General features: G+C 67.3%; 18 protein-coding genes and 5 tRNA genes (1 of these 23 running past the window's edge). 10 read left to right on the forward strand and 13 right to left on the reverse strand.

Features of this window, described 5'->3' with window-relative positions; genetic code table 11:
• The 3 genes from RTX79_RS09375 to RTX79_RS09385 form a co-directional block, all read right to left on the reverse strand.
• Window positions 1–55: transfer RNA gene (locus tag RTX79_RS09375), tRNA-Lys, on the reverse strand; it reaches 121 nt to the left of the window's first position.
• A gap of 126 nt (window positions 56–181) precedes the next feature.
• Window positions 182–257: transfer RNA gene (locus RTX79_RS09380), tRNA-Lys, on the reverse strand.
• 82 nt (window positions 258–339) lie between these two features.
• Window positions 340–416: transfer RNA gene (locus RTX79_RS09385), tRNA-His, on the reverse strand.
• Between the two features lie 360 nt (window positions 417–776).
• On the opposite strand from RTX79_RS09385, the gene RTX79_RS09390 reads away from it, so the two are divergent.
• Entirely contained in the window at window positions 777–1,196 is a 420-nt protein-coding gene (locus RTX79_RS09390) for a hypothetical protein (protein ID WP_312683353.1), read from the forward strand.
• Window positions 1,197–1,223: 27 nt separating this feature from the next.
• On the opposite strand, the gene RTX79_RS09395 is transcribed toward RTX79_RS09390, so the two are convergent.
• The 3 genes from RTX79_RS09395 to RTX79_RS09405 form a co-directional block, all read right to left on the reverse strand.
• Window positions 1,224–1,637, reverse strand: coding sequence for a hypothetical protein (locus tag RTX79_RS09395; RefSeq protein WP_312683354.1), 414 nt, complete (start codon window positions 1,635–1,637; stop codon window positions 1,224–1,226).
• Window positions 1,638–1,937: 300 nt separating this feature from the next.
• Window positions 1,938–2,014, reverse strand: a tRNA-Arg gene (locus RTX79_RS09400).
• 40 nt (window positions 2,015–2,054) lie between these two features.
• Window positions 2,055–2,131, reverse strand: a tRNA-Pro gene (locus tag RTX79_RS09405).
• A gap of 183 nt (window positions 2,132–2,314) precedes the next feature.
• On the opposite strand from RTX79_RS09405, the gene RTX79_RS09410 reads away from it, so the two are divergent.
• Complete coding sequence (locus RTX79_RS09410) at window positions 2,315–3,085, forward strand: Bax inhibitor-1/YccA family protein (RefSeq protein ID WP_312683355.1); 771 nt, start codon at window positions 2,315–2,317, stop codon at window positions 3,083–3,085.
• An 88-nt stretch (window positions 3,086–3,173) separates the two neighbouring features.
• Here RTX79_RS09410 and RTX79_RS09415 read toward each other — a convergent pair whose 3' ends face one another.
• The 5 genes from RTX79_RS09415 to grxC form a co-directional block, all read right to left on the reverse strand.
• On the reverse strand, window positions 3,174–4,088 hold the full coding sequence (locus tag RTX79_RS09415) for a LysR family transcriptional regulator (RefSeq protein ID WP_312683356.1): 915 nt from the start codon (window positions 4,086–4,088) through the stop codon (window positions 3,174–3,176).
• Window positions 4,089–4,137: 49 nt separating this feature from the next.
• Entirely contained in the window at window positions 4,138–4,857 is a 720-nt protein-coding gene (locus RTX79_RS09420; RefSeq protein WP_312683357.1) for a cysteine hydrolase family protein, read from the reverse strand.
• Between the two features lie 172 nt (window positions 4,858–5,029).
• On the reverse strand, window positions 5,030–6,034 hold the full coding sequence (locus RTX79_RS09425) for an isocitrate dehydrogenase (protein WP_123700529.1): 1,005 nt from the start codon (window positions 6,032–6,034) through the stop codon (window positions 5,030–5,032).
• 250 nt (window positions 6,035–6,284) lie between these two features.
• Window positions 6,285–6,674, reverse strand: a complete 390-nt coding sequence (locus RTX79_RS09430) for a carboxymuconolactone decarboxylase family protein (protein ID WP_312683358.1) — start codon at window positions 6,672–6,674, stop codon at window positions 6,285–6,287.
• Window positions 6,671–6,967 (reverse strand): glutaredoxin 3, encoded by a 297-nt coding sequence (grxC, locus tag RTX79_RS09435; protein WP_057506987.1) that lies wholly within the window; start codon window positions 6,965–6,967, stop codon window positions 6,671–6,673. Before grxC ends, RTX79_RS09430 begins: the two co-directional genes overlap by 4 nt.
• Before the next feature lie 141 nt (window positions 6,968–7,108).
• Here grxC and RTX79_RS09440 point away from each other — a divergent pair, with 141 nt between their 5' ends.
• The 7 genes from RTX79_RS09440 to RTX79_RS09470 all read left to right on the forward strand — a co-directional run bounded on the left by RTX79_RS09440 (window position 7,109) and on the right by RTX79_RS09470 (window position 16,966).
• Window positions 7,109–8,749, forward strand: coding sequence for a M48 family metalloprotease (locus tag RTX79_RS09440; protein WP_309687741.1), 1,641 nt, complete (start codon window positions 7,109–7,111; stop codon window positions 8,747–8,749).
• 124 nt (window positions 8,750–8,873) lie between these two features.
• The gene (gene phoB, locus RTX79_RS09445; RefSeq protein WP_042614802.1) at window positions 8,874–9,563 is read left to right on the forward strand and encodes a phosphate regulon transcriptional regulator PhoB; all 690 of its coding nucleotides are present in this window, start codon (window positions 8,874–8,876) and stop codon (window positions 9,561–9,563) included.
• A gap of 14 nt (window positions 9,564–9,577) precedes the next feature.
• Complete coding sequence (gene phoR, locus RTX79_RS09450; RefSeq protein ID WP_057506989.1) at window positions 9,578–10,906, forward strand: phosphate regulon sensor histidine kinase PhoR; 1,329 nt, start codon at window positions 9,578–9,580, stop codon at window positions 10,904–10,906.
• A 4-nt stretch (window positions 10,907–10,910) separates the two neighbouring features.
• Window positions 10,911–12,998 (forward strand): polyphosphate kinase 1, encoded by a 2,088-nt coding sequence (gene ppk1, locus RTX79_RS09455; protein ID WP_057506990.1) that lies wholly within the window; start codon window positions 10,911–10,913, stop codon window positions 12,996–12,998.
• Window positions 12,999–13,068: 70 nt separating this feature from the next.
• A complete protein-coding gene (ppx, locus tag RTX79_RS09460; RefSeq protein WP_057506991.1) occupies window positions 13,069–14,592 on the forward strand; it encodes an exopolyphosphatase in 1,524 nt (507 codons plus the stop codon).
• Between the two features lie 708 nt (window positions 14,593–15,300).
• Window positions 15,301–16,446 (forward strand): glycosyltransferase family 4 protein, encoded by a 1,146-nt coding sequence (locus RTX79_RS09465; RefSeq protein WP_312683360.1) that lies wholly within the window; start codon window positions 15,301–15,303, stop codon window positions 16,444–16,446.
• Complete coding sequence (locus RTX79_RS09470; RefSeq protein WP_057506993.1) at window positions 16,427–16,966, forward strand: phosphatase PAP2 family protein; 540 nt, start codon at window positions 16,427–16,429, stop codon at window positions 16,964–16,966. Before RTX79_RS09465 ends, RTX79_RS09470 begins: the two co-directional genes overlap by 20 nt.
• 69 nt (window positions 16,967–17,035) lie before the next feature.
• Here the strand turns inward: RTX79_RS09470 and RTX79_RS09475 are convergent, their stop codons facing one another.
• Window positions 17,036–18,253: a M12 family metallo-peptidase gene (locus RTX79_RS09475; protein WP_312683362.1), complete on the reverse strand. Its 1,218-nt coding sequence runs from the start codon at window positions 18,251–18,253 to the stop codon at window positions 17,036–17,038.
• Between the two features lie 262 nt (window positions 18,254–18,515).
• Between RTX79_RS09475 and lpxH the strand changes: the two genes are divergently transcribed.
• The gene (gene lpxH / locus RTX79_RS09480; RefSeq protein WP_312683363.1) at window positions 18,516–19,253 is read left to right on the forward strand and encodes a UDP-2,3-diacylglucosamine diphosphatase; all 738 of its coding nucleotides are present in this window, start codon (window positions 18,516–18,518) and stop codon (window positions 19,251–19,253) included.
• Between the two features lie 9 nt (window positions 19,254–19,262).
• Here lpxH and RTX79_RS09485 read toward each other — a convergent pair whose 3' ends face one another.
• Complete coding sequence (locus RTX79_RS09485; RefSeq protein WP_312683364.1) at window positions 19,263–20,375, reverse strand: M12 family metallo-peptidase; 1,113 nt, start codon at window positions 20,373–20,375, stop codon at window positions 19,263–19,265.
• Window positions 20,376–20,382 lie beyond the last annotated feature (7 nt).

The following is a 20,382-nucleotide window of genomic DNA, read 5'->3' on the forward strand; positions in this document are numbered from 1 at the left end:
AACCTTGGACCTATTGATTAAGAGTCAACTGCTCTACCAACTGAGCTAACGGCCCGAAAATCGGGAGGCGAATTATGACGTGGCCGCGACACGTCTTGCAAGCTTTTTTTTTGCGTGCGATGCCATGGGCATCATGCGGGCAAGAAAAAAGCCACCAAGCGCTTGCTTGGTGGCTTCTGTCTGGTGGGCCGTCAAGGATTCGAACCTTGGACCTATTGATTAAGAGTCAACTGCTCTACCAACTGAGCTAACGGCCCTAAAAACTAGACGAATACTTTAAGCTGCATTACGTCTTTCTGCAACGGCTGATCTGCTTTCGGCTGACCTGCCTTGAATCAGTGGGGTGGCTGAGGGGATTCGAACCCCCGACCACCGGAATCACAATCCGGTACTCTAACCGACTGAGCTACAGCCACCACTGAAACGTCGGACCCAGTGGCATCGACTGCCTGCCGCTGGAACCTTGATTTCTGCCCTGCACCGCGCCGAAAAGCGACGAATGCCGAAGCAAGTCCGCTATTTTTACGGAGTCGCCCCGGAATTGCAAGCAGTTCTTCACGCATCCGTTTTCATGCGCGCGCCGGGCCGTACGCTGCTGCCCGCGACCGGCCGCCGCAGCTGTCGCAATTACCTCTGCATACCCGCTACCACCGCACCGGATCGCCCGCTGCCCTGCCCTGCGCCACGGTGACCCTGCATGAACGAGCCCTGGATCGCTGGAGCCGCCCCCATGCTCCATGTCAGCGTGACCTTCTTTCCGGTGAGAGGTCGTTGCCATGAATACCCGCTTTCGCCCGGTCCGCATCCGCACGCAGCTGCACCTGACCCTGCGCCTGACGCAGCGCCAGCCACCCGCCGACGGCGTGCCGCGGTGCACGCTGTCCTTCCGCGCCAGCGCCCCGGCGGGCTGGTGGCTGACCCGGATGCTGCTGCAGTCCAACGAACTGGATCGCCTGATTGGTGACCTGCAGCACCAGCAGTGCCTGCTGCCGGACGACGCCACGCAGCCGTGGCGGCGCCCCGGCTGGCTGGATGCGTCGCTGCCGCTGGGGCTGGCGCGGGGCGAATACGACGCGATGATCCAGGCACTGAGCGCGCGACGCGCGGACCTGCGGCGGACCTACCTGCCGTTGATGACCGCGATGCGCGCGGGCCGGTCCGTCCCGCAGGCAGTGGCTGCCATCATCGCCTGCTGACCGGTTCGCAATGGCCGATGCCAGCGGTCACACCGCGCCGCGCAGGGCGTCGCGGGCGCTGTCCACCAGTTCGCGCCCGAGCAGCAGCAGTTCGCCTACCAGGGTGTCGCCGGGCGGCACGTCGGCGGTGGCGTCATAGGTATTGGCCTGCGCCTTCTGCAGGATCCGCAGCACCGCACCGAGCCCGCGCAGCTTGCGGTCGGCCAGCCGCACATCACAGCGCCAGGCATCGGCGGCCGCACAGGCCTCGTCATGGCACGCGGCCGCGCGCAGACGCTGCTGCATCGTCGGCAGGCCATGCACCGGCACGTAGGCGGGTCGTACATCGTCCTGCGCCATGAGGATGGCTTCGAGCCGAGACACGAAGCGCGGCGGCAGGTTATGGATGGCTTCGCCGATCAACGCGTACAGGCGCGCGCCGGCATCCAGCTGTGGCGACATCGAGAACCTCGCAGGGCTTCAAGCCACCTGCGCCGGGGCGCGAGGTGGCGGGCGATGCGGGTTGGAGTACCGGCCAGATTGACCAAAACCGGCGGATCGGGAGATCCCGCGCATCACCCGCCATTGAACCGGCGCGGCAATGCATTCTCCGCCGTGCCCGAAGGCCACAACAGAGGTTGATCGGTCAATCTGAAATCGGGACTCCAATCCCGGCCGACCCCGATGGGCCAGCAAGGACATCGTGCGCAGGCACGACCGCTGCGTCCATGAGGAAAATTGGAGTTTGTAGCGCGGATCCAATGGCGCGCCCGACAGGAATCGAACCTGTAACCGCCGGCTTAGAAGGCCGGTGCTCTATCCAGTTGAGCTACGGGCGCCCGAACCGGGTGGACCAACCCGCTCCAACAGGGCGATGGTTGGTCGGGGTAGAGGGATTCGAACCCCCGACATCCTGCTCCCAAAGCAGGCGCGCTACCAGACTGCGCTATACCCCGGCGATGCTTCCTGCCAGGGCGGGGCCCACGAGCAGACGGGAATTGTGAACATCCGGCCCCGGTTCTGTCAAACCTGTGCAGGGGTGCGCAGACGCGGCCCGGCCGGCTGCTGCGGCCGTGCGTTATGCTGGCTGCAGACGGCCGGATGGCCTCCCCTACCCCCTTTTCGCACGGAGATCGCACATGCGCAGCGGCAACCCGGCTCTTTCCGAGTCCACCTTCCTTGACCTTGGCAGCGGCACCGTTTCCGCACGCGGCGACCAGGTAATGACCCTCAACGGCACCGTCAACAAGACCGGCCTGCTGTTGCTGCTGACCGTGCTGACCGCGTCGTTCTCGTGGAGCCAGGCGCTGGTGACCGGCGGTGAGACGGCCGGTACGTTGTCGTCGGCCGGCATGGGTTACCTGATCGGCGGTGCGCTGGGCGGCTTCGTGCTGGCGCTGATCACCGTGTTCAAGAAGACCTGGTCGCCGGTCACCGCGCCGATGTACGCGCTGGTGGAAGGCCTGTTCCTGGGCGCGGTCTCGGCGGTGTTCGAACAGCGCTTCCCGGGCATCGTGTTCCAGGCCGTGCTGGCCACCTTCGGCACGCTGATCGCGCTGCTGGTGGCGTACCGCAGTGGGCTGATCAAGGCCACCGAGAACTTCAAGCTGGGCGTGGTCGCGGCTACCGGCGGCATCGCGCTGCTGTACCTGGCGTCGATCGTGCTGGGCCTGTTCGGCATCAACGTGCCGGTGATCCATGAAGCCAGCGGGCTGGGCATCGCCTTCAGCGTGTTCGTGGTGATCGTGGCGGCGTTGAACCTGGTGCTGGATTTCGATTTCATCGAAAGCGGCGTGGAACAGGGCGCCCCGAAGTTCATGGAGTGGTACGGCGCGTTCGGACTGATGGTCACCCTGGTGTGGCTGTACGTGGAATTCCTGCGCCTGCTGTCGAAGATCCAGCAGCGCTGAGCCGGCCGGGAAAAGGGGTCAGAGTCCCGGGTCAGAGTCGTTTTCTGCGAAAAGGAGTCTGACCCCTGCCGCGCCCCCTGCCGGGCTACTACCGCGCGGTCAGTGACGACTGCAGGGCGGCGTAGTGCGCCGCCAGATGATCGACCAGCGCGCGCACTTTCGGTGCCAGCGCGCGGGCATGCGGGTACAGCGCGTAATAGCGTCGCTGGCCGGCGGTCCAGTCCGGCAGCACGCGGATCAGGCGTCCCGCGCGCAGGTCGTCCTGCACCGTGAGTGCGGTGAACAAGGTGATGCCCATGCCGGCAAGCGCGGCGGCATAAAGCGCCGGCGTTGCATCCACCGCCAGCCGCTGGCCGGCTTCGACCTCCAGCTGCGCCCCACGCGGGCCATGCAACCGCCATGGTGAACGCGCAGTCACCGGACTGAATGCCAGTAGTGCATGCTGCGCCAGGTCGCTGCCGTGGCGCGGCAGACCGTGCCGGGCCAGATACGACGGTGCGGCCACCAGGATGCGGTCACAGCAGGCCAGTTCGCGCGCCACCATCTGGCTGTCCGGCAGTTCATGGGCAATGCGCAGCACCAGGTCGAAGCCACCGCCCACCACGTCCACCAGCTGGTCGTCCGCGCACAGGTCCAGCGCGATCTGCGGGTGACGCGACAGGAACGCCGGCAACCAGTGCGGCAGCTCCTGGCTGGCGACCACCTGGGGCACGCTGAGGCGGATGCGACCGCTCGGCTGCGCCTGTGCGGCACGGGCCCGGTTGTCGGCCAGTTCCAGCCGGTCCAGCAGCTCCACCGATTCGGCGTAATACTGGCGACCGGCTTCGGTCAACGCGAAGCGGCGGCTGTTGCGATCCAGCAGCCGTACGTCCAGATGGTCTTCCAGCTGCCGCAGTTGCCGCGACATCGCCGAATGCGTGGTGCCCATGCGCTCGGCGGCGGCGGTAAAGGTGCCGGCTTCGACAATGGCACGCAACGCACGCAACGCGGCGAAATGGTCCATCGTCGGCACGCTCCGGCAGCGCCCGCCGGGTGCGGGCGCTGCCAGCTTATCAGCGCGCGGCAGCGGCGGCCTTGCCGACCAGGCCGATGATCGCGTCGGTGGTCATGACGTCGCCATAGGTGTCTTCAACCGTGGCCAGGCTGGCTGCGTGCAGCGTCTTGTGATCGATGCGCGTCCCGGTGGCCAGTTGCAGGTCACGGGTGGCGGTCGCATCGGAGGAGACGATCACCCGGTAACCGCGCGGTGCAGCCGCCGCATCACGGGCAGCACCCGACACGCAGGCGTGGGTCATCAGGCCGGTGACGATCAGCGTGTCGATGCCGGCCTCCTTCAAGGTTCTGTCCATCACCGCGGCCGAGGCGCCGGCGAAGACGCTCACATTGTCCTTCTGCACCACGGTTTCACCGGTGCGCGGCTGCATGTCCGGATGGAACTGCACGGTCTTGCCCCCTTCGGCGAACAGCGGAGCGCCGGCCGGCAGCACGTGCTGGACGTGGATCACGCGGATGCCCTTGGCATCGGCCGCCTTGATCAGCCGACGGGTGTTCTCCAGGGCACTGGCGCCATCGGGGATCACCATGCGGCCGCCCGGGAAGTATTCGTTCTGGAAATCGATGACGAGTACCGCCGTCTTGTCTGCCTGCAGGGCGTCGATCGGAGTGGCACCGGCCATGTGGCGGATGGTGGGATGGGCCGGCTCGGCGGCGGCGGCCGGGGCGACGGCGGCCATGCCGATCAGGCTGGCAAGACCGAAAGCTGCGATGTTCATGCGGTTGGTACCTTGGCTGCGGAGTGTGCAGCCAGCTTGCCTCCTGCCCCGCATGCCGCACAGTCCAGAACCCGCACGCCATCTGTGCGTGGTCCGCACAGACCTCTGCTCCAAACGCAGCGAGGCGCCCGAAGGCGCCCCGCTGGTAGTGCAGTGACCGTACCGCCGCCGCTTACAGGCGGCTGGCGATGGCCTGGGCGAAGCCCATGGTGTTGCCGGTGCCGCCGAGGTCGCCGGTCAGCGAATCCTTGGCTTCCAGCGTGGCGACGATGGCCTTGCGCAGGCGCTCGGCGTTTTCCGGCTGGCCGATATGGTCCAGCATCTGCGCCGCCGCCAGCAGCAGGGCGCACGGGTTGGCCTTGCCTTGGCCGGCGATGTCCGGCGCGGTGCCGTGCACGGCTTCGAAGATCGCCGCGTTCTCACCGATGTTGGCGCCCGGGGCCAGGCCGAGGCCGCCGACCAGACCGGCGCACAGGTCGGAGATGATGTCGCCGAACAGGTTGGTGGTGACGATCACATCAAACTGTTCCGGACGCATCACCAACTGCATGCAGCAGTTGTCGACGATCATTTCCTGGAACTCGATGTCCGGGTACTTGGCGGCCACTTCGCGCGCCACGGCCAGGAACAGGCCCGAGGTCGACTTGATGATGTTGGCCTTGTGCACGGCGGTGACCTTCTTGCGGCCGGTGCTGCGGGCCAGTTCGAAGGCATAGCGCACGATGCGCTCGGAGCCCTTGCGGGTGATGCGGGTACCGGAGAAGGCGGTCTCACCGTCGGCCGACACTTCCTGGCCTTCGGCCAGGTAGGCACCTTCGGTGTTCTCACGCACGGTCACCAGGTTGACGTTGTCGAAACGTGACTTGGTGTTCGGGAAGGTGTGCGCCGGGCGGACGTTGGCGTACAGGTCGAAGTGGCGGCGCAGGCTGACGTTGATCGAGGTGAAGCCACCGCCGATCGGGGTGCTCAGCGGGCTCTTCAGCGCGATCTTGTTGCGCGCGATCGATTCCAGCGTGGAGGCCGGCATCAGGTCGCCATGCTTTTCCAGCGCGACCAGGCCGGCGTCGGCGTCTTCGTATTCCAGGCCGGCGTTGAGCTTGTCCAGGACGTACAGGGTAGCGTCCATGATCTCCGGGCCGATGCCATCGCCGCGGATGACCGTGATTTTCTGCGTCATTGATCAAATTTCCGAACAGGGGGAAAAACGCCGTCCGGGGGTGTCCGGTGCACCGGCGCAGGTAAGTTTCACCCGCAATTATGCCTCAGCCGGGTCCAAGCTCCCAAATAGACCAAAGTCCGAGGCCGGGGTAGCGCCAAGCCATGCTTGGCGAGCGCAGCGGCAAATCCCCGCGGAAAGCCGCCGGGCAGCAAGGGGTCAGGTTTCTTTTCCGGCGGAAAAGGAGCCTGACCCCGTCGCCCCTGCAAGGTCAGTGCTCGTGTTCGGCCGGGGCGGCGGCGCCGGCTTCAAGCTGGTCCAGGAAGTCCACCGCGCGGCGCAGGTGCGGGATCACGATGGAGCCGCCCACCACCAGGCCGACCGAGAACGTTTCGAAGAACTCATCGCGCTCCACGCCGGCGGCCTTGCACTGGGCCACGTGGTAGCTGATGCAGTCGTCGCAGCGCAGCACCAGCGATGCCACCAGGCCCAGCAGTTCCTTGGTCTTCACATCCAGCGCGCCGGCCTGGTAGGTCTGGGTGTCCAGCGCGAAGAAGCGGCGCACGACCTGGTTCGGTTCGGCCAGGATGCGCTCGTTCATCTTCTTGCGGTAGACGTTGAATTCAGCCAGGCGGTCGCCGCTTTCGTCCGCTGCGCTCATGCTGCGCCCTGCCCGGCCAGCAGCGGCTCCAGCTTGCCTTCCCGGTGCAGGGCCATCATGTCATCGTAGCCGCCGACATGGACCTCGCCGACGAAGATCTGCGGCACGCTGGTGCGGCGGGTCTTGGCCATCATCTTTTCGCGCTCGGCGGCATCCAGGTCGATGCGCACCTCGGTCCACTGCTGGCCCTTGCTCTTGAGGAAGTTCTTGGCCGCCACGCAGTACGGGCAGACAGCGGTGGAATAAATGGTGATGGCGGGGGCGCCACCAGCAGGCTGTTCAACTTGGCTCACGGGAAACTCCACGACGGTTCGACTGTCTGTATATGGTAGCGGCCTGATGGAAAATCCACGCCATGGCCGCAACACTGTGGATTAACGATAGGTTTCCCCCCGGCCTGCCACGCTGGGGGACGCTGCCCGAGGACCGACCGCTTGCGACCGCTGCTGCTCTCCGCTGCCCTGACCCTCGCATTGGCTGTGCCGCTGGCCCAGGCCCAGGATTCGCTGCCCGATATCGGCTCGTCTGCCGGTGAACTGCTGACCCCCGCCCGCCAGGCCGAGTACGGCGGCATGATGCTGCGCGAACTGCGCAACTACGGCTACCTGCTGGATGATCCGCTCACCGCCGAGTGGCTGCAGACCATGGGCACCCGACTGGGATCCAACAGCGCCCAGCCGCGCCAGCAGTACACCTTCTTCATGATGAAGGACCGGCAGATCAACGCCTTCGCCACGCTGGGTGGCTATATCGGGGTGAATGCCGGACTGGTGCTCACCGCCGAACGCGAGGACGAGGTCGCCGCGGTGCTGTCCCACGAAATCGCCCACGTCACCCAGCAGCACGTGCTGCGCGGGGTGGAACGCGCGCAGCGTGACCAGATTCCGATCCTGCTGGGCATGCTGGCGGCGGTGATCGCCTCGCAGCAGGCCGGCGGCAATTCGGCCGGCAACGCCACCATGGCCAGCATCGCCTCGGGCATGGGCCTGATGCAGCAGCGGCAGATCGATTACACCCGCTCCAATGAATCCGAGGCCGACCGGCTGGGCATCCGCACGCTGGCGCGCAGCGGCTACGACGTGGACGCGATGGCCGGCTTCTTCGAGCGCATGAGCGCTTCGATGCGCGGCAATGACGGCGGTTACAACGTGCCGGATTTCCTGCGCACCCACCCGGTCAACACCACCCGCATCAGCGAGGCCAAGCTGCGCGCCGAGCAGATGAAGAAGGACACCGTGGTGCTGACCACCGAGGTGCCCGGTGGCGTGCGCACCGAACGGGTGAACCCGAGCGATCCCGGCCTGTCCGACCCGATCACCCGCCGCAACAACCTGCTGTTGCCGCCGGGCATGCAGGTATCGGTGGGCCAGCTCAGCCGCGGTTCCAGCGGTGATTTCGACTGGGCCCGCGAGCGCCTGCGGGTGCTCAGCGCGGTGACGCCGTCGGAACTGACCCGTGAGTACCAAGGCCTGGCGCGGCAGAAGGGCGGCCTGACCCCAGCCCAGCGCTACGGCCAGGCCCTGGCCCAGCTGACCACCGGCACCGGCGGTGCGGCCGGCGCCGCGCGCGCCCTGGCTGAACTGAACGACGCCGACCCGGGAAACCTGTGGGTGGCACTGGCGCTGGGCGAAGCAGAATCCCGCTCCGGCCAGGCGGCCAAGGCCAATGAACGCTTCGAGGCGCTGCTGCGCGAGCATCCGGGCAGCCGCCCGGTGGCGCTGACCTTCGCGCAGATCCTCAATGAGCAGGGCGGCCAGGCGGCCGGGCAGCGCGCACAGGCGATGCTGCGCCCGCTGTTGTCACAAAGCGGCAACGATCCAGTCTTCCAGCAGCGCTTCGCCCGCGCCAGTGAACTGGCCGGCGATGCCCACCGCGCCAGCGAAGCCTATGCCGAAGCGGCCTATCTCAATGGCCGCCCGGAACAGTCACTGATGCAGCTGCAGGCGCTCAAACGCCAGCCCGGCCTGGATTACGTCACCCGCGCGCGGGTGGACGCACGCATCGAAACCATCACCCCGACCGTGCTGGAAATGCGCCGCCAGGGCGTCAACGACCCCGAGCTCGAGCGCCGCTGAGGCACGCCGCCCTGCGACCTGCCGACCGCTGGTCGTTACAGCGGGGTCGATGGCGTCACAAACATGTCATCAAATCGTAGTCTACTGACGTCACTCCCGATCTGATGAGCAACTTGGTGGCCTCGTGCAGAAACGCATCCTGATCGTCGACGACGAACCCGCGATCCGCGAAATGGTGGCCTTTGCCCTGCGCAAGGGCGATTACGAGCCGATCCACGCCGGCGACGCACGCGAAGCACAGACGGCCATCGCCGATCGCGTGCCCGACCTGATCCTGCTGGACTGGATGCTTCCGGGCACCAGCGGCCTGGACCTGGCCCGCCGCTGGCGCAAGGAGGCCCTGACCCGCGAGGTGCCGATCATCATGCTGACCGCGCGTGGCGAGGAAAACGACCGGGTCGGCGGACTGGAAGCCGGCGTGGACGATTACGTGGTCAAGCCGTTCTCGGCCCGCGAGCTGCTGGCACGGATCCGTGCGGTGATGCGCCGGGCGCGCGATGACGACGAAGATGGCAGCGTGGCGGTGGGTTCGGTGCGCATCGACGGCGCCGCCCACCGTGTGTTCGCCAACGACCAGCCGGTGCCGATCGGCCCGACCGAATACCGCCTGCTGCACTTCTTCATGACCCACCCCGAACGCGTGTACACGCGGGCGCAGTTGCTGGATCACGTCTGGGGCGGCAGTGTGTACGTGGAAGAGCGCACCATCGACGTGCACATCCGCCGCCTGCGCAAGACGCTGGAACCGTTCGCCGCTGAAAACATGGTGCAGACCGTGCGCGGTGCCGGCTACCGCTTCTCCACGTCCACCTGATCACTGGTACTGCAATGCCGCGTCACATCCGTTCCGCCTGGTTCAAGACCCTGGCCACCCTGACCACGGTGCTGTTGTTGTCCGGGGTGGCAGGTTGGGCGCTCGGTGATGCGTGGATGGGACTGGCGATCGCCGCCATCGGCGCGCTGGCTTGGCACTACTGGCGGCTGCGCCGGGTGCTCGGCCGGCTGACCGCGCGGCAGCGCTGGGAGATCGCCGACGGTGCCGGCGTCTGGAACGAACTGGACCGCGTGGTGTCGCGCAACCAGCATGAAATGCGCGTGCGCAAGCGCCGCCTGCTGGACATGCTGCGCAGCTACCGGGCCGCGGCCGCCGCGCTGCCCGATGCGGTGGTGGTGCTGGACCGCAACAGCCAACGCGTGCAGTGGTTCAACGAAGCGGCCACGACGTTGCTCGGCCTGCACCATCCCGGTGACCTGGGCCAGGCGCTGGTGCAGCGCCTGCAGCCGATGCCGCTGGCCCACTGGCTGGCCGGTGGACGCAATGCCGAACCGATCCTGGACGTGCCCTCGCCGGTGGATCCGGCGATCCGCCTCAACCTGCGCCTGATCCCCTATTCGGCCGACCACTGGCTGCTGATCGCCCGCGACGTCAGCAAGCTGCTGCGGCTGGAACAGGTGCGCCGTGACTTCGTCGCCAACGTATCGCACGAACTGCGCACGCCGCTGACCGTGGTGCATGGTTACCTGGACATGATGGATCCAGAGGACTTCCCCGGCACCGGGCCGATGCTGGAAGAGATGCGCAAGCAGAGCCAGCGGATGGCCCAGCTGGTGGAAGACCTGCTGACCCTGTCGCGGCTGGAATCGCAGGAAGCCGGCGATGCCGAAGTGGTCGCCATGCTGCCGATGCTGGCCACGCTGCGCCGCGAAGCCGAAGCCCACAGCCAGGGCCGCCACCAGATCACCGTGGAAGACCATGCCGGAGTGGACCTGCTGGGGTCGATCAAGGAACTGCACAGCGCGTTTTCCAACCTGGTCACCAACGCGGTGCGCTACACCCCGGCCGAAGGCCAGGTGCGGGTGATCTTCAGCCGCGAAGGCGACGGCGTGGTGCTGGCCGTCCACGATACCGGCTATGGCATCCCGGCCAACCACCTGCCGCGGCTGACCGAACGCTTCTACCGCGTGTCCAGCAGCCGTTCGCGCGAAAGCGGCGGTACCGGCCTGGGCCTGTCCATCGTCAAGCACATCCTTGGCCTGCACCACGCCCGCCTGGAGATCCAGAGCGAGGTCGGCAAGGGCTCCACGTTCTCCTGCCATTTCGATGCCGCGCACGTCCGCGCGCGCGATGTGGCCGCCTCCCTCCACGCCGAAGATTGAAGCCATGAGCAGCCTTGGATCCCTCCCCGCCGTGCCGCAGCCGGAATCCGATTCACTGCGGGATCCGGCGCTGTACATCAACCGCGAACTGTCCCAGCTGGACTTCAATTTCCGCGTGCTGGCGCAGGCGCTGGATCCGCAGGTGCCGCTGCTGGAGCGCCTGCGCTTCATGTGCATTTCCTGCACCAACCTGGACGAGTTCTTCGAAATCCGCGCGGCGGCCGTGCGCCATGCACAGGAATTCGGGCTGCCACCGGCACCGGACGGCATGAGTCCGCAGGCGATCCTCACCGCCATCCATGACCGCGCTGCCGAACTGGTGGACCAGCAGTACCGCTGCTGGAACGAGGTGCTGCGCCCGGCACTGCAGGAGGCGGGTATCGGCGTGCTCGGCCGGCATTCCTGGAACCACCGCCAGAAGCGCTGGCTGCGCGCCTATTTCCGCAACGAGATCATGCCGGTGCTGTCGCCGCTGGGCCTGGACCCGGTGCATCCGTTCCCGAAGATCCTCAACAAATCGCTGAACATCGTGGTGGTGCTGAAGGGCGTGGATGCGTTCGGTCGCAGTGGCCACCTGGCCATCGTGCGCGCACCGCGCTCGCTGCCACGCATCATCGAACTGCCCGAGTCGCTCGGCGAGGGCCGCAACTTCGTGTTCCTGTCCTCGATGCTGTCGGCGTTCGTCGACGAGCTGTTCCCGGGCATGGAAGTGGAAGGGGCCTACCAGTTCCGCGTCACCCGCAATTCCGAACTGGTGGTGGACGAGGAGGAAGTCGAGAACCTGGCGCTGGCCCTGCGCGACGAACTGGTCGACCGCGGCTACCGGCCCGCGGTGCGCCTGGAGATCGCCCAGGACACCCCGCGCGACATCGTGCGCACCCTGCTGCAGAACTTCGGCCTGACCGAAAACGCGGTGTATTACATCGATGGCCCGGTCAACCTCAACCGGGTCGTCCAGCTGTACGACGTCCTCCCGCGCCCGGACCTGAAGTACCCACCGATGACCCCGCGCACGCTGCGCGATGGCGACGGCATCTTCGAAACCGTGGCCCGCCAGGACGTGCTGCTGCACCACCCCTTCGATGCCTTCACCGCGGTGCTGGACGTGATCAAGCAGGCGGCGATCGATCCGAACGTGCTGGCGATCAAGCAGACGCTGTACCGCACCGGCAAGGACTCGCTGATCGTGGAGGCGCTGATCCAGGCCGCCCGCAACGGCAAGGACGTGACCGTGGTGGTGGAGCTGCGCGCGCGCTTCGATGAAGAGGCCAACCTGGGCCTGGCCGATCGCCTGCAGGAAGCCGGCGTGCAGGTGGTGTACGGCGTGGTGGGCTTCAAGACCCACGCCAAGATGCTGCTGATCGTGCGCCGCGAAGGCCGCAAGCTGCGCCGCTACGTGCACCTGGGCACCGGCAATTACCACAGCGGCACCGCACGCGCCTACACCGACATCAGCCTGATCACCGCCGATGCGGATATCGGCAACGACGTGCACCTGCTGTTCCAGCAGTTGTCCGGGCTGGCATCCAAGGCCAAGCTGAAGCACCTGTTGCAATCGCCGTTCACCCTGCACGCCGGGGTGCTCAAGCGCATCGAACGCGAGAAGGCGATCGCCGAATCCGGACGGCCGGCGCGCATCATCGCCAAGATGAACGCCCTCAACGAACCGCAGGTGGTGCGCGCGTTGTATGCCGCATCGCAGGCCGGCGTGCAGATCGACCTGATCGTGCGCGGCGCCTGCACGCTGCGTCCCGGCGTGCCGGGGGTGTCGGACAACATCCGCGTGCGCTCCATCGTCGGCCGCTTCCTGGAACACAGCCGCGTCTACTGGTTCGGCAATGCCGGCGCACCGGAACTGTACTGCGCCAGTGCGGACTGGCTGGAACGCAACCTGCTGCGCCGCGTGGAAACCGCGTTCCCGATCCTCGACCCGGCGCTGGCACGACGGGTGTACCGCGAAGTGCTGCAGAACTACCTGGACGACAACCTCAACGCCTGGGAGCTGCAGGCCGACGGCCGCTACGTGAAGCTGGCACCGGCGCATGACGAGGCCCCGCATTCGGCGCAGATGGGCTTGATGCAGGGCCTGTGACCGCTGCCGGTCCGGCAACGTGAAGAAGGCGCGGTGACGAGCGGCACCCGCCTTCGGCTACCATTCGAGCATGCCGCACACATCGACTTCCCCGACCCTGCAAGATGGCGACCTGTTGGCCGCCATCGACATCGGCTCCAACAGTTTCCACATGGTCATCGCCCGCTACACGCTGGGGCAGCTGCGGGTGGTCGACCGCCTGCGCGAGACCGTGCGCATGGCCGATGGCCTGGATGGCAAAGGCGGCTTGTCCAGCGAGGCGCGACAACGCGCGCTGGAATGCCTGGCCCGCTTCGGCCAGCGCATCCGCGACGTGCCCTCGCACCGCGTGCGCGCCCTGGCCACCAACACCGTGCGCCAGCTGCGCTCGCCGCAGGCGTTCCTGATGCCGGCCGAAACCGCGCTGGGGCATGCCATCGAAGTGGTCAGCGGGCGCGAAGAGGCGCGCCTGATCTACCTGGGCGTGGCGCATGCGCAGCCGCCCAAGGCCGACCAGCGCCGGCTGGTGATCGACATCGGCGGCGGCTCCACCGAGTTCATCATCGGCTCGGGCATGCAGACCCTGGAACGCGAAAGCCTGCAGGCCGGCTGCATCGCCAGCACCCGGCGCTTCTTCCCCGGTGGCAAGCTCAGCCGCAAGCGCTGGAAGGATGCGCTGGCCGAGATCGGCCGTGAATTCCAGCCGTTCGCCAGCAAGTACCGGGCGCTGGGCTGGGACGAGGCACTGGGCTCTTCGGGCACCCACAAGGCGATCAGCGAGATCTGCGCGGCGATGAAGCTGAGCAAGGGCGCGATCACCGCCGAGGCGCTGCCGCAGCTGCGCGATGAACTGCTGAAGGCCAAGAAGATCGATGACATCGTGCTGCCCGGACTGGGCAGCGACCGTCGGCCGATCATCGCCGGTGGCGTGCTGGTGCTGGAAGCGGCCTTCCAGGCGCTCGGCCTGCAGAAGCTGCTGGTCAGCAAGGCGGCGATGCGCGAAGGCATCCTGTACGACATCGTCGGCCGTGCCGGCGAGAACGACCCGCGCGACGTCTCCGTGGCCGCCTTCACGGTGCGCTACGGCATCGATGTGCCGCAGGCCGACCGCGTGCAGGCCACCGCGCTGGCGCTGTTCGAGCAGGTGCAGCAGAGCTGGGCGCTGGATGCCGACGACCAGCGCATGCTGGCTTGGGCTGCACGCCTGCACGAACTGGGGCTGATGATCGCGCACAGTGGTTACCACACCCATGGCAGTTACGTGCTGGAAAACTCGGACATCGCCGGGTTCTCGCGCCAGGAACAACAGATGCTGGCCGCGCTGGTACGCACGCACCGCCGCAACGTGCCCAAGAGTGCGTTCGAGGCACTTCCCGAGCGCCTGGTGGTCCCGGCGCGCCGGTTGGCCGCGTTGCTGCGGCTGGCGGTGCTGGTCAACCGGGCGCACGAATCCACGCCGCTGCCGGTGCTGGAAATCACGGCGGAGGACGACCGGTTGTCGCTGATCGTGCCGCAGAATTTCATCGATCCCCGGCCGCTGCTGCGTGCCGACCTGATCGGCGAAGTGGACGGCATGACCGGCCTGGGATTGCAGTTCAAACCGTTCGTGGCCTGATTCGGTAGCGTAGGCAACGTCAACGTCAACAGCTGCAGGGCTGTGGGTGGGCGGGGCGGGGTAGCCCCGCGGGAATCGCCGTGAATACGTCCCGGCAGGCTCGCCATCCGCTTGCTCGCCGGTGCAGTCCTGCACAGGCGGCAAGGCCTGCGCAGGACTCCTGCCCAGCCCGTCCGGCGCATGCGCCGGACCCATGCGGATGAGCGTTCCCGCGAGGCTACCCCGCCCCACCTTCGACAGGCCCATGGCGGCTTTTGGTTAAAGCCAGAGGTTGGACGGGTGGGAGAAAGATGGGGTCAAAGTCCTTTCGCGCAGCGAAAGGACTCTGACCCCTGCCTTTGTTCTTTTTTCCTCTTGCGCGGGTGGCGGCGCCCGGAACCTGTCAGGGGCCGGACGGTGGGGCTGGGCGGGGGGCGTTGAGCGCCATGGACGGCGCGAAACGAGGCCCGCATGGGTGAGGGGGCTTTGCTTGCGAAGCACCGCTTCGCAAGCACCCGAACGCACAGCCGCCCAGCGGCTGGGCCGGACCCCGGAGGGGCGGCTCCTGCCGTCCCCCGCACAGCCCCACCGCCCGGCCCACCCCAGCTGCAGCAACAAAGCCACCCGCGAGGGGGTCCCACCCGTTCGACCCCGGTCACGCGACGGTCGCAATCCGGTCACGCCCGGGACATGCCCGGCGACGAGCATGCGCACAAACGGGAGAATCCCATGCGCTACGCGATCGTCACCGAGACCTACCCTCCGGAAGTGAACGGCGTGGCCCTGACCGTGCAGGGGCTGGAGATGGGCCTGCGCCAGGCCGGGCACGAGGTCGACCTGGTGCGACCGCGCCAGCACGCCGACCGCGACGCCGACCTGCTGGACGGCGCGCTGCTGGTCCCCGGTGCCGCCCTGCCCCGCTATCCCGGCCTGCGCTTCGGCCTGCCCGCACCGGTCCGGCTCGGCCGCCACTGGCAGGCACGACGCCCCGATGCGGTCTACATCGCAACCGAAGGCCCGCTGGGCTGGTCCGCCCTGCGCTGCGCGCGCCGGCTCGGCATCCCGGTCGCCACCGGCTTCCATACCCGCTTCGACGAATACCTGCCCGACTACGGCGTGGCCTGGCTGCAGGCCGCCGCGCTGCGCTGGATGCGCCGCTTCCACAACCAGGCCGATGCCACCCTGGTGCCCACCCGTGAGCTGCAGGACTTCCTCGCCGGCGAAGGCTTCGAACGGGTGCGGCTGCTGGCGCGCGCGGTGGACAGCCAGCAGTTCGATCCGGCCAAGCGCGATCCTGCGCTGCGCGAAGAATGGGGTATCGAAGGGAATGGTTTTGCCGCGATCTACGTCGGCCGCATCGCCGCGGAAAAGAACCTGGGGCTGGCGGTAAAGGCCTTCCGCCGGCTGCAGCAGCAGCGGCCCAAGGCCCGCTTCGTGCTGGTCGGCGACGGCCCGGCCCGCGAAAAGCTGGCGCACGACAATCCTGATTTCCTGTTCTGCGGCGTGCAGCGCGGCGAAGCGCTGTCGCGCCATTTCGCCAGCGGCGACCTGTTCCTGTTCCCCAGCCGCAGCGAGACGTTCGGCAACGTGACCCTTGAAGCCATGGCCAGTGGGCTGGCCACGGTCGCCTTCGATTACGGCGCCGCACGCGAATACCTGCGCGATGGCGAGAATGGCGCGGCGGTGGATACCGATGACCAGTTCGTGCAGGCCGCGCTGCGCTTTGCCGGCGATGACACGCTGCGCGCCACGCTTGGCCAGCAGGCGGCGCGGGACATGAAGCGCCTGCATCCGCAGCAGGTGGTGGCCGAATTCGATGCCCTGCTGTCCGAACTTGCCCACGCCCGGAGGCTGCATGCGCACCACGCCGCTTGACCTGTTGATCGGCCGCGAAACCCGCTGGTGCCGCCGTGCCAACCTGTACTGCCGCCGCCGTCGCATCCGCTCGCTGTTCGCGGTGATCAGCCGGCTGGGTGATGGCGTGTTCTGGTACGTGCTGATGGGTGCGCTGGTGCTGCTGGACGGCATGCAGGGGCTGCGCGCCAGTACCCACATGGCCGCCACGGGGCTGGCCGCGTTGCTGCTGTACAAGGGCCTGAAGCGCTGGACCCGGCGCCCGCGCCCGTGCAAGGCCGACCTGCGCATCCGCGCCTGGGTGGCCCCGCTGGACGAGTTCAGCTTTCCCTCCGGACACACCCTGCATGCCGTCTCGTTCACCGCCGTCGCCCTGTTCCATTACCCGTGGCTGGCGCCGCTGCTGGTGCCGTTCACGCTCGGCGTGGCGGCATCGCGCGTGGTGCTGGGCCTGCACTATCCCAGCGATGTCCTGGCCGCCACCGGCATCGCGCTGCTGCTGGCGTGGGCCAGCCTGAGCTGGCTGCCGCTGGGTATCTGACAGGCAGTGGATGGGGCGTTGAGCCACCGGGCTGACACCCCATCCACGGAGCGATGACGCGGTGTACCTTCAACGGAAGCCGGCAACGCGCTCGCGGTTTTCCTCCATGACCCGGCGATTGTCGAAGCGCTGGGCATTCCCTGTCGGCCTGCCATCGTGCATCACGATGGGGCTGGTCCACTTCTGCGCGCGCGCCGAACGGTTCTGACACGGATAGGCCATCACCGAATGCCAGTTTCCGCGGCCCAGATTGCAGACTTGGCGGCCGTACGCATACGGGTAGAGCGCGCCACTTCCATTCTCGGGATTGTGGCTTGACCCGATGATATGGCCCAACTCATGTGGCACGGTGTCATTGCCCGCAAGACACTCCACGCGTACGACCATGAACGCGTCCTCCGCGCTGGCACCGACCGGCGCGACACCGCAGTAGAAGTCGTTGCCCATCACCAGCATGACCACATCGGCCTTGGCCTGGTCGCGCAGCGCGCGCACGGCCTTGGAACCGGGCGTGCGTGGATCGCGGAAGTACTGCAGGGCCTGCGACATGGAGGTACCGCCGTAGGCAATGGGTTCATAGCCGGCCAGCTCCATCTGCGCGTCGATGTTGCTGTCCACGTAGGTCCGGTTGCCTTCCGTGATTCCGAGTTGGATCAGGGATCTGACCCGTGCGCCCTGCGCGTTGTCGATTGCGTTGGTGGTAACAGCGAGCACCCGGATCACGCTGGGTCCAGCGGCGCTGGACGCCTTGCCTGCCACGGCCGCGATGTCCTTCGCGGATGTGAGCAGCGGCGGCGCGGGATGATCCGCTCCATGGCGTGGCAGCGCTGGCAGTTGGGTGTCCAGGCTCAACAGGTGATGCCGTCCGCCGGCCGGTTCGATGCGGTACAGATCACCCCGTTTGATGATCCCGGTTACCCCTTCCGGCGTGCGCACCAAGTCGATGCTTCCTTCGTCTTCCTGCGTGTCGGCGGCGATGGTTCCTGACCAGGTGATGGTTCCGTCCGCCAAGCGAACACCCTGCACGCGGGTGGCTGTGAGTTGTTGCCCCTGGAGTTCGAACTCCAGGCTTGCGGTATCGGCATTTACGGCTGATGCCGCAAGGTCTATCCACAGCGGCGCAGTGGACGGCGAGTACTGGCTGGCCATCTTCAACGCCAGCGCGGCGCGCCCGTGCAGGGAATCCGGCGCCGTCGCCGGAGAGAAGAGGGGTGCGGCATCGACGGAAGCGGACAACATCAGGGCCAGCCCGGTCAGCAGCGGATTGAAGCGATGAAGCGTGTTCATGGCATTCACCTCGTGTCACGGAAGGATGCGCGTCGCAGGCACAGCGCGCAGGCCCAGTTGACGACGAAATTCAGCCGGGTCCTAGGTGAAACACGGCGCGTTGGCGCGATCCCGCCAAGGACACGCACGCCGCGACCTGTTGATGCGCAGCTGCCCACCTGCCTGCAACGATCAGGGAGTGCATTGCGACGCGGCTGTTCGGTCCATACCCCCAGCGTGCCACGGTATCGCGCCGCTCCCCCGCTGGTCCTAGAATAGGCGCATGACCACGCTGTTCATTTCCGACCTGCACCTGGACGCGAGCCGTCCGGCCATCACCGATCTCTTCCTTGCCTTCCTGCGCAGCGAAGCGCTTGCGGCGGACGCGCTGTACATCCTGGGCGATCTGTTCGAAGCCTGGATCGGTGACGACACGCCTTCGCCTGCGGCCGATGCGGTGGCAGCGGCGCTGAAGGAGGTGTCCGACGCTGGCGTGCCGGTGTACTTCATCCGCGGCAATCGCGACTTCCTGCTGGGCGAGCAGTACGCCGCCCGTGCCGGCATGCGCATCCTGCCCGATCCCAGCGTGATCGACCTGTACGGCACGCCGGTACTGCTGCAGCATGGCGACCTGCTGTGCACCGATGACATCCCCTACCAGCAGTTCCGCGCGCAGACCCGCGACCCCGCATTCCAGGCCCAGTTCCTGGCCCAGCCGCTGGCCGCGCGCATCGCGTTCGCGCAGAAGGCACGCGATGCCAGCCAGAGCCGCCAATCGGAAATGAAGCAGGGCGATCGCGCGCAGTTCGAAACCGTCACCGATGTGGCACCGGCCGAGGTTGAGGCGACCTTTGTCCGCTACGGCGTGGACACGATGATCCACGGCCATACCCATCGCCCCGCCGTGCATTCGCTGACGGCAGGCGGCCAGGCCCGCACGCGCATCGTGCTGGGCGACTGGTATGAGCAGGGTTCGGTGCTGCGGGTCACCCCCGACGGGATGTCACTGCAGGCGCTGTGATGCATCGCTTCAGCGGAAGCCGGCGATCGTCGCGCGGGTGAGTTCCAGCACACGGCGGTTATCCGCTTCGTTGCGGTTCCCGGTGGCCTGGCCTTCGTACGCCAGGTCCGGGCTGGACCAGTACGGAATGCGCCGGCAGCCGGTCGGGCAGTCGTAGGACATCACCGTGCGCCATCCCAGCGCACGCGGCGGCTGATACCAGTACCCGTGGCCGAAGGCGAACGGAACCCCTGCCGGATCACGTTTGATGTCGTGCCGGGCGCCTGCCAGATGGCCGATTTCGTGGGCAAGGACGTACTCTCCCGTGGCGCATTGCTCCAGCATGGCAATGAACGCACCGGCGGCGTCCGCTCCGATCTGGTCGGCGAGCCCACAGGCAAACGCACGGTTCATCAGCAGCACCACGACATCGGCCGCGTGCTGGTCGCGCAGCGCGTGGACCTCGTCCATGTGTCCGTCGCCAGGCGAACGCAGGCGCCTCAGGTCCTGCTCCATGTTGCCGCTTTCCACATAGGGCGTGACCACGTACCCCGCCAGTTCCACGTCCATGTCCACGCCGCTGCGCCGATAGGTGAGGTTGGATTCGGCGATGGACAGCTCGGCCAGTGCCCGCAGGTCGCCGGGGTAGCCGGCCACGGCGTCGGCCGTGGCCACCACCAGCAGGCGGATCCGGCTGGCCGGCGCGATGGCCATCGGGCCGGCGGCGCCCGCCTGCAGGGGCCCCACCGGGATGTCGCCCGGAGGATGCATCGGCAGCAGGTGGGCGGCCCGTGGCAGGACCTGGTGCTGGCCGCCGCCGACCGGAACGATGCGCAGCACCTGCTCACCCACGCGTGCGACCGCGGTGACACCGGCCGCAGAGCGGACCAGGCTGATCTCTCCTGCGGCACGCTGGCCGGCGACGCCCCAGCTGCCGGTCCACGCCACATCGCCGGTGGGCAGCGTGAGGGCGTGTTCGCGCCGCACCTCGACCGGTCGGCCATCGACGTCGATCGCCAACGCCGGCGTATCGGCGTGCAGCGTGGAGGCCCCGGCGTCGTGCAGTTCCAGCAGCGGGGGAGCGGCAGAGGCCAGTGAGCCACCGGCCAGCAACAGGCCGGGCAGCAGAAGGGAGTGCAACATGGTGATC

Source organism: Stenotrophomonas chelatiphaga, assembly GCF_032054965.1.
Lineage (GTDB): Bacteria > Pseudomonadota > Gammaproteobacteria > Xanthomonadales > Xanthomonadaceae > Stenotrophomonas > Stenotrophomonas chelatiphaga.

What these genes read in the sequence shown, in the direction of transcription:
- RTX79_RS09485 (WP_312683364.1), bottom strand. Translation starts at nt 20,375, where the DNA reads ATGTTGCACTCCCTTCTGCTGCCCGGCCTGTTGCTGGCCGGTGGCTCA.
- RTX79_RS09410 (WP_312683355.1), top strand. Translation starts at nt 2,315, where the DNA reads ATGCGCAGCGGCAACCCGGCTCTTTCCGAGTCCACCTTCCTTGACCTT.
- RTX79_RS09475 (WP_312683362.1), bottom strand. Translation starts at nt 18,253, where the DNA reads ATGAACACGCTTCATCGCTTCAATCCGCTGCTGACCGGGCTGGCCCTG.
- RTX79_RS09470 (WP_057506993.1), top strand. Translation starts at nt 16,427, where the DNA reads ATGCGCACCACGCCGCTTGACCTGTTGATCGGCCGCGAAACCCGCTGG.
- ppx (WP_057506991.1), top strand. Translation starts at nt 13,069, where the DNA reads ATGCCGCACACATCGACTTCCCCGACCCTGCAAGATGGCGACCTGTTG.
- RTX79_RS09430 (WP_312683358.1), bottom strand. Translation starts at nt 6,674, where the DNA reads ATGAGCGCAGCGGACGAAAGCGGCGACCGCCTGGCTGAATTCAACGTC.
- RTX79_RS09390 (WP_312683353.1), top strand. Translation starts at nt 777, where the DNA reads ATGAATACCCGCTTTCGCCCGGTCCGCATCCGCACGCAGCTGCACCTG.
- RTX79_RS09425 (WP_123700529.1), bottom strand. Translation starts at nt 6,034, where the DNA reads ATGACGCAGAAAATCACGGTCATCCGCGGCGATGGCATCGGCCCGGAG.
- ppk1 (WP_057506990.1), top strand. Translation starts at nt 10,911, where the DNA reads ATGAGCAGCCTTGGATCCCTCCCCGCCGTGCCGCAGCCGGAATCCGAT.
- RTX79_RS09415 (WP_312683356.1), bottom strand. Translation starts at nt 4,088, where the DNA reads ATGGACCATTTCGCCGCGTTGCGTGCGTTGCGTGCCATTGTCGAAGCC.
- RTX79_RS09465 (WP_312683360.1), top strand. Translation starts at nt 15,301, where the DNA reads ATGCGCTACGCGATCGTCACCGAGACCTACCCTCCGGAAGTGAACGGC.
- RTX79_RS09420 (WP_312683357.1), bottom strand. Translation starts at nt 4,857, where the DNA reads ATGAACATCGCAGCTTTCGGTCTTGCCAGCCTGATCGGCATGGCCGCC.
- phoR (WP_057506989.1), top strand. Translation starts at nt 9,578, where the DNA reads ATGCCGCGTCACATCCGTTCCGCCTGGTTCAAGACCCTGGCCACCCTG.
- lpxH (WP_312683363.1), top strand. Translation starts at nt 18,516, where the DNA reads ATGACCACGCTGTTCATTTCCGACCTGCACCTGGACGCGAGCCGTCCG.
- RTX79_RS09395 (WP_312683354.1), bottom strand. Translation starts at nt 1,637, where the DNA reads ATGTCGCCACAGCTGGATGCCGGCGCGCGCCTGTACGCGTTGATCGGC.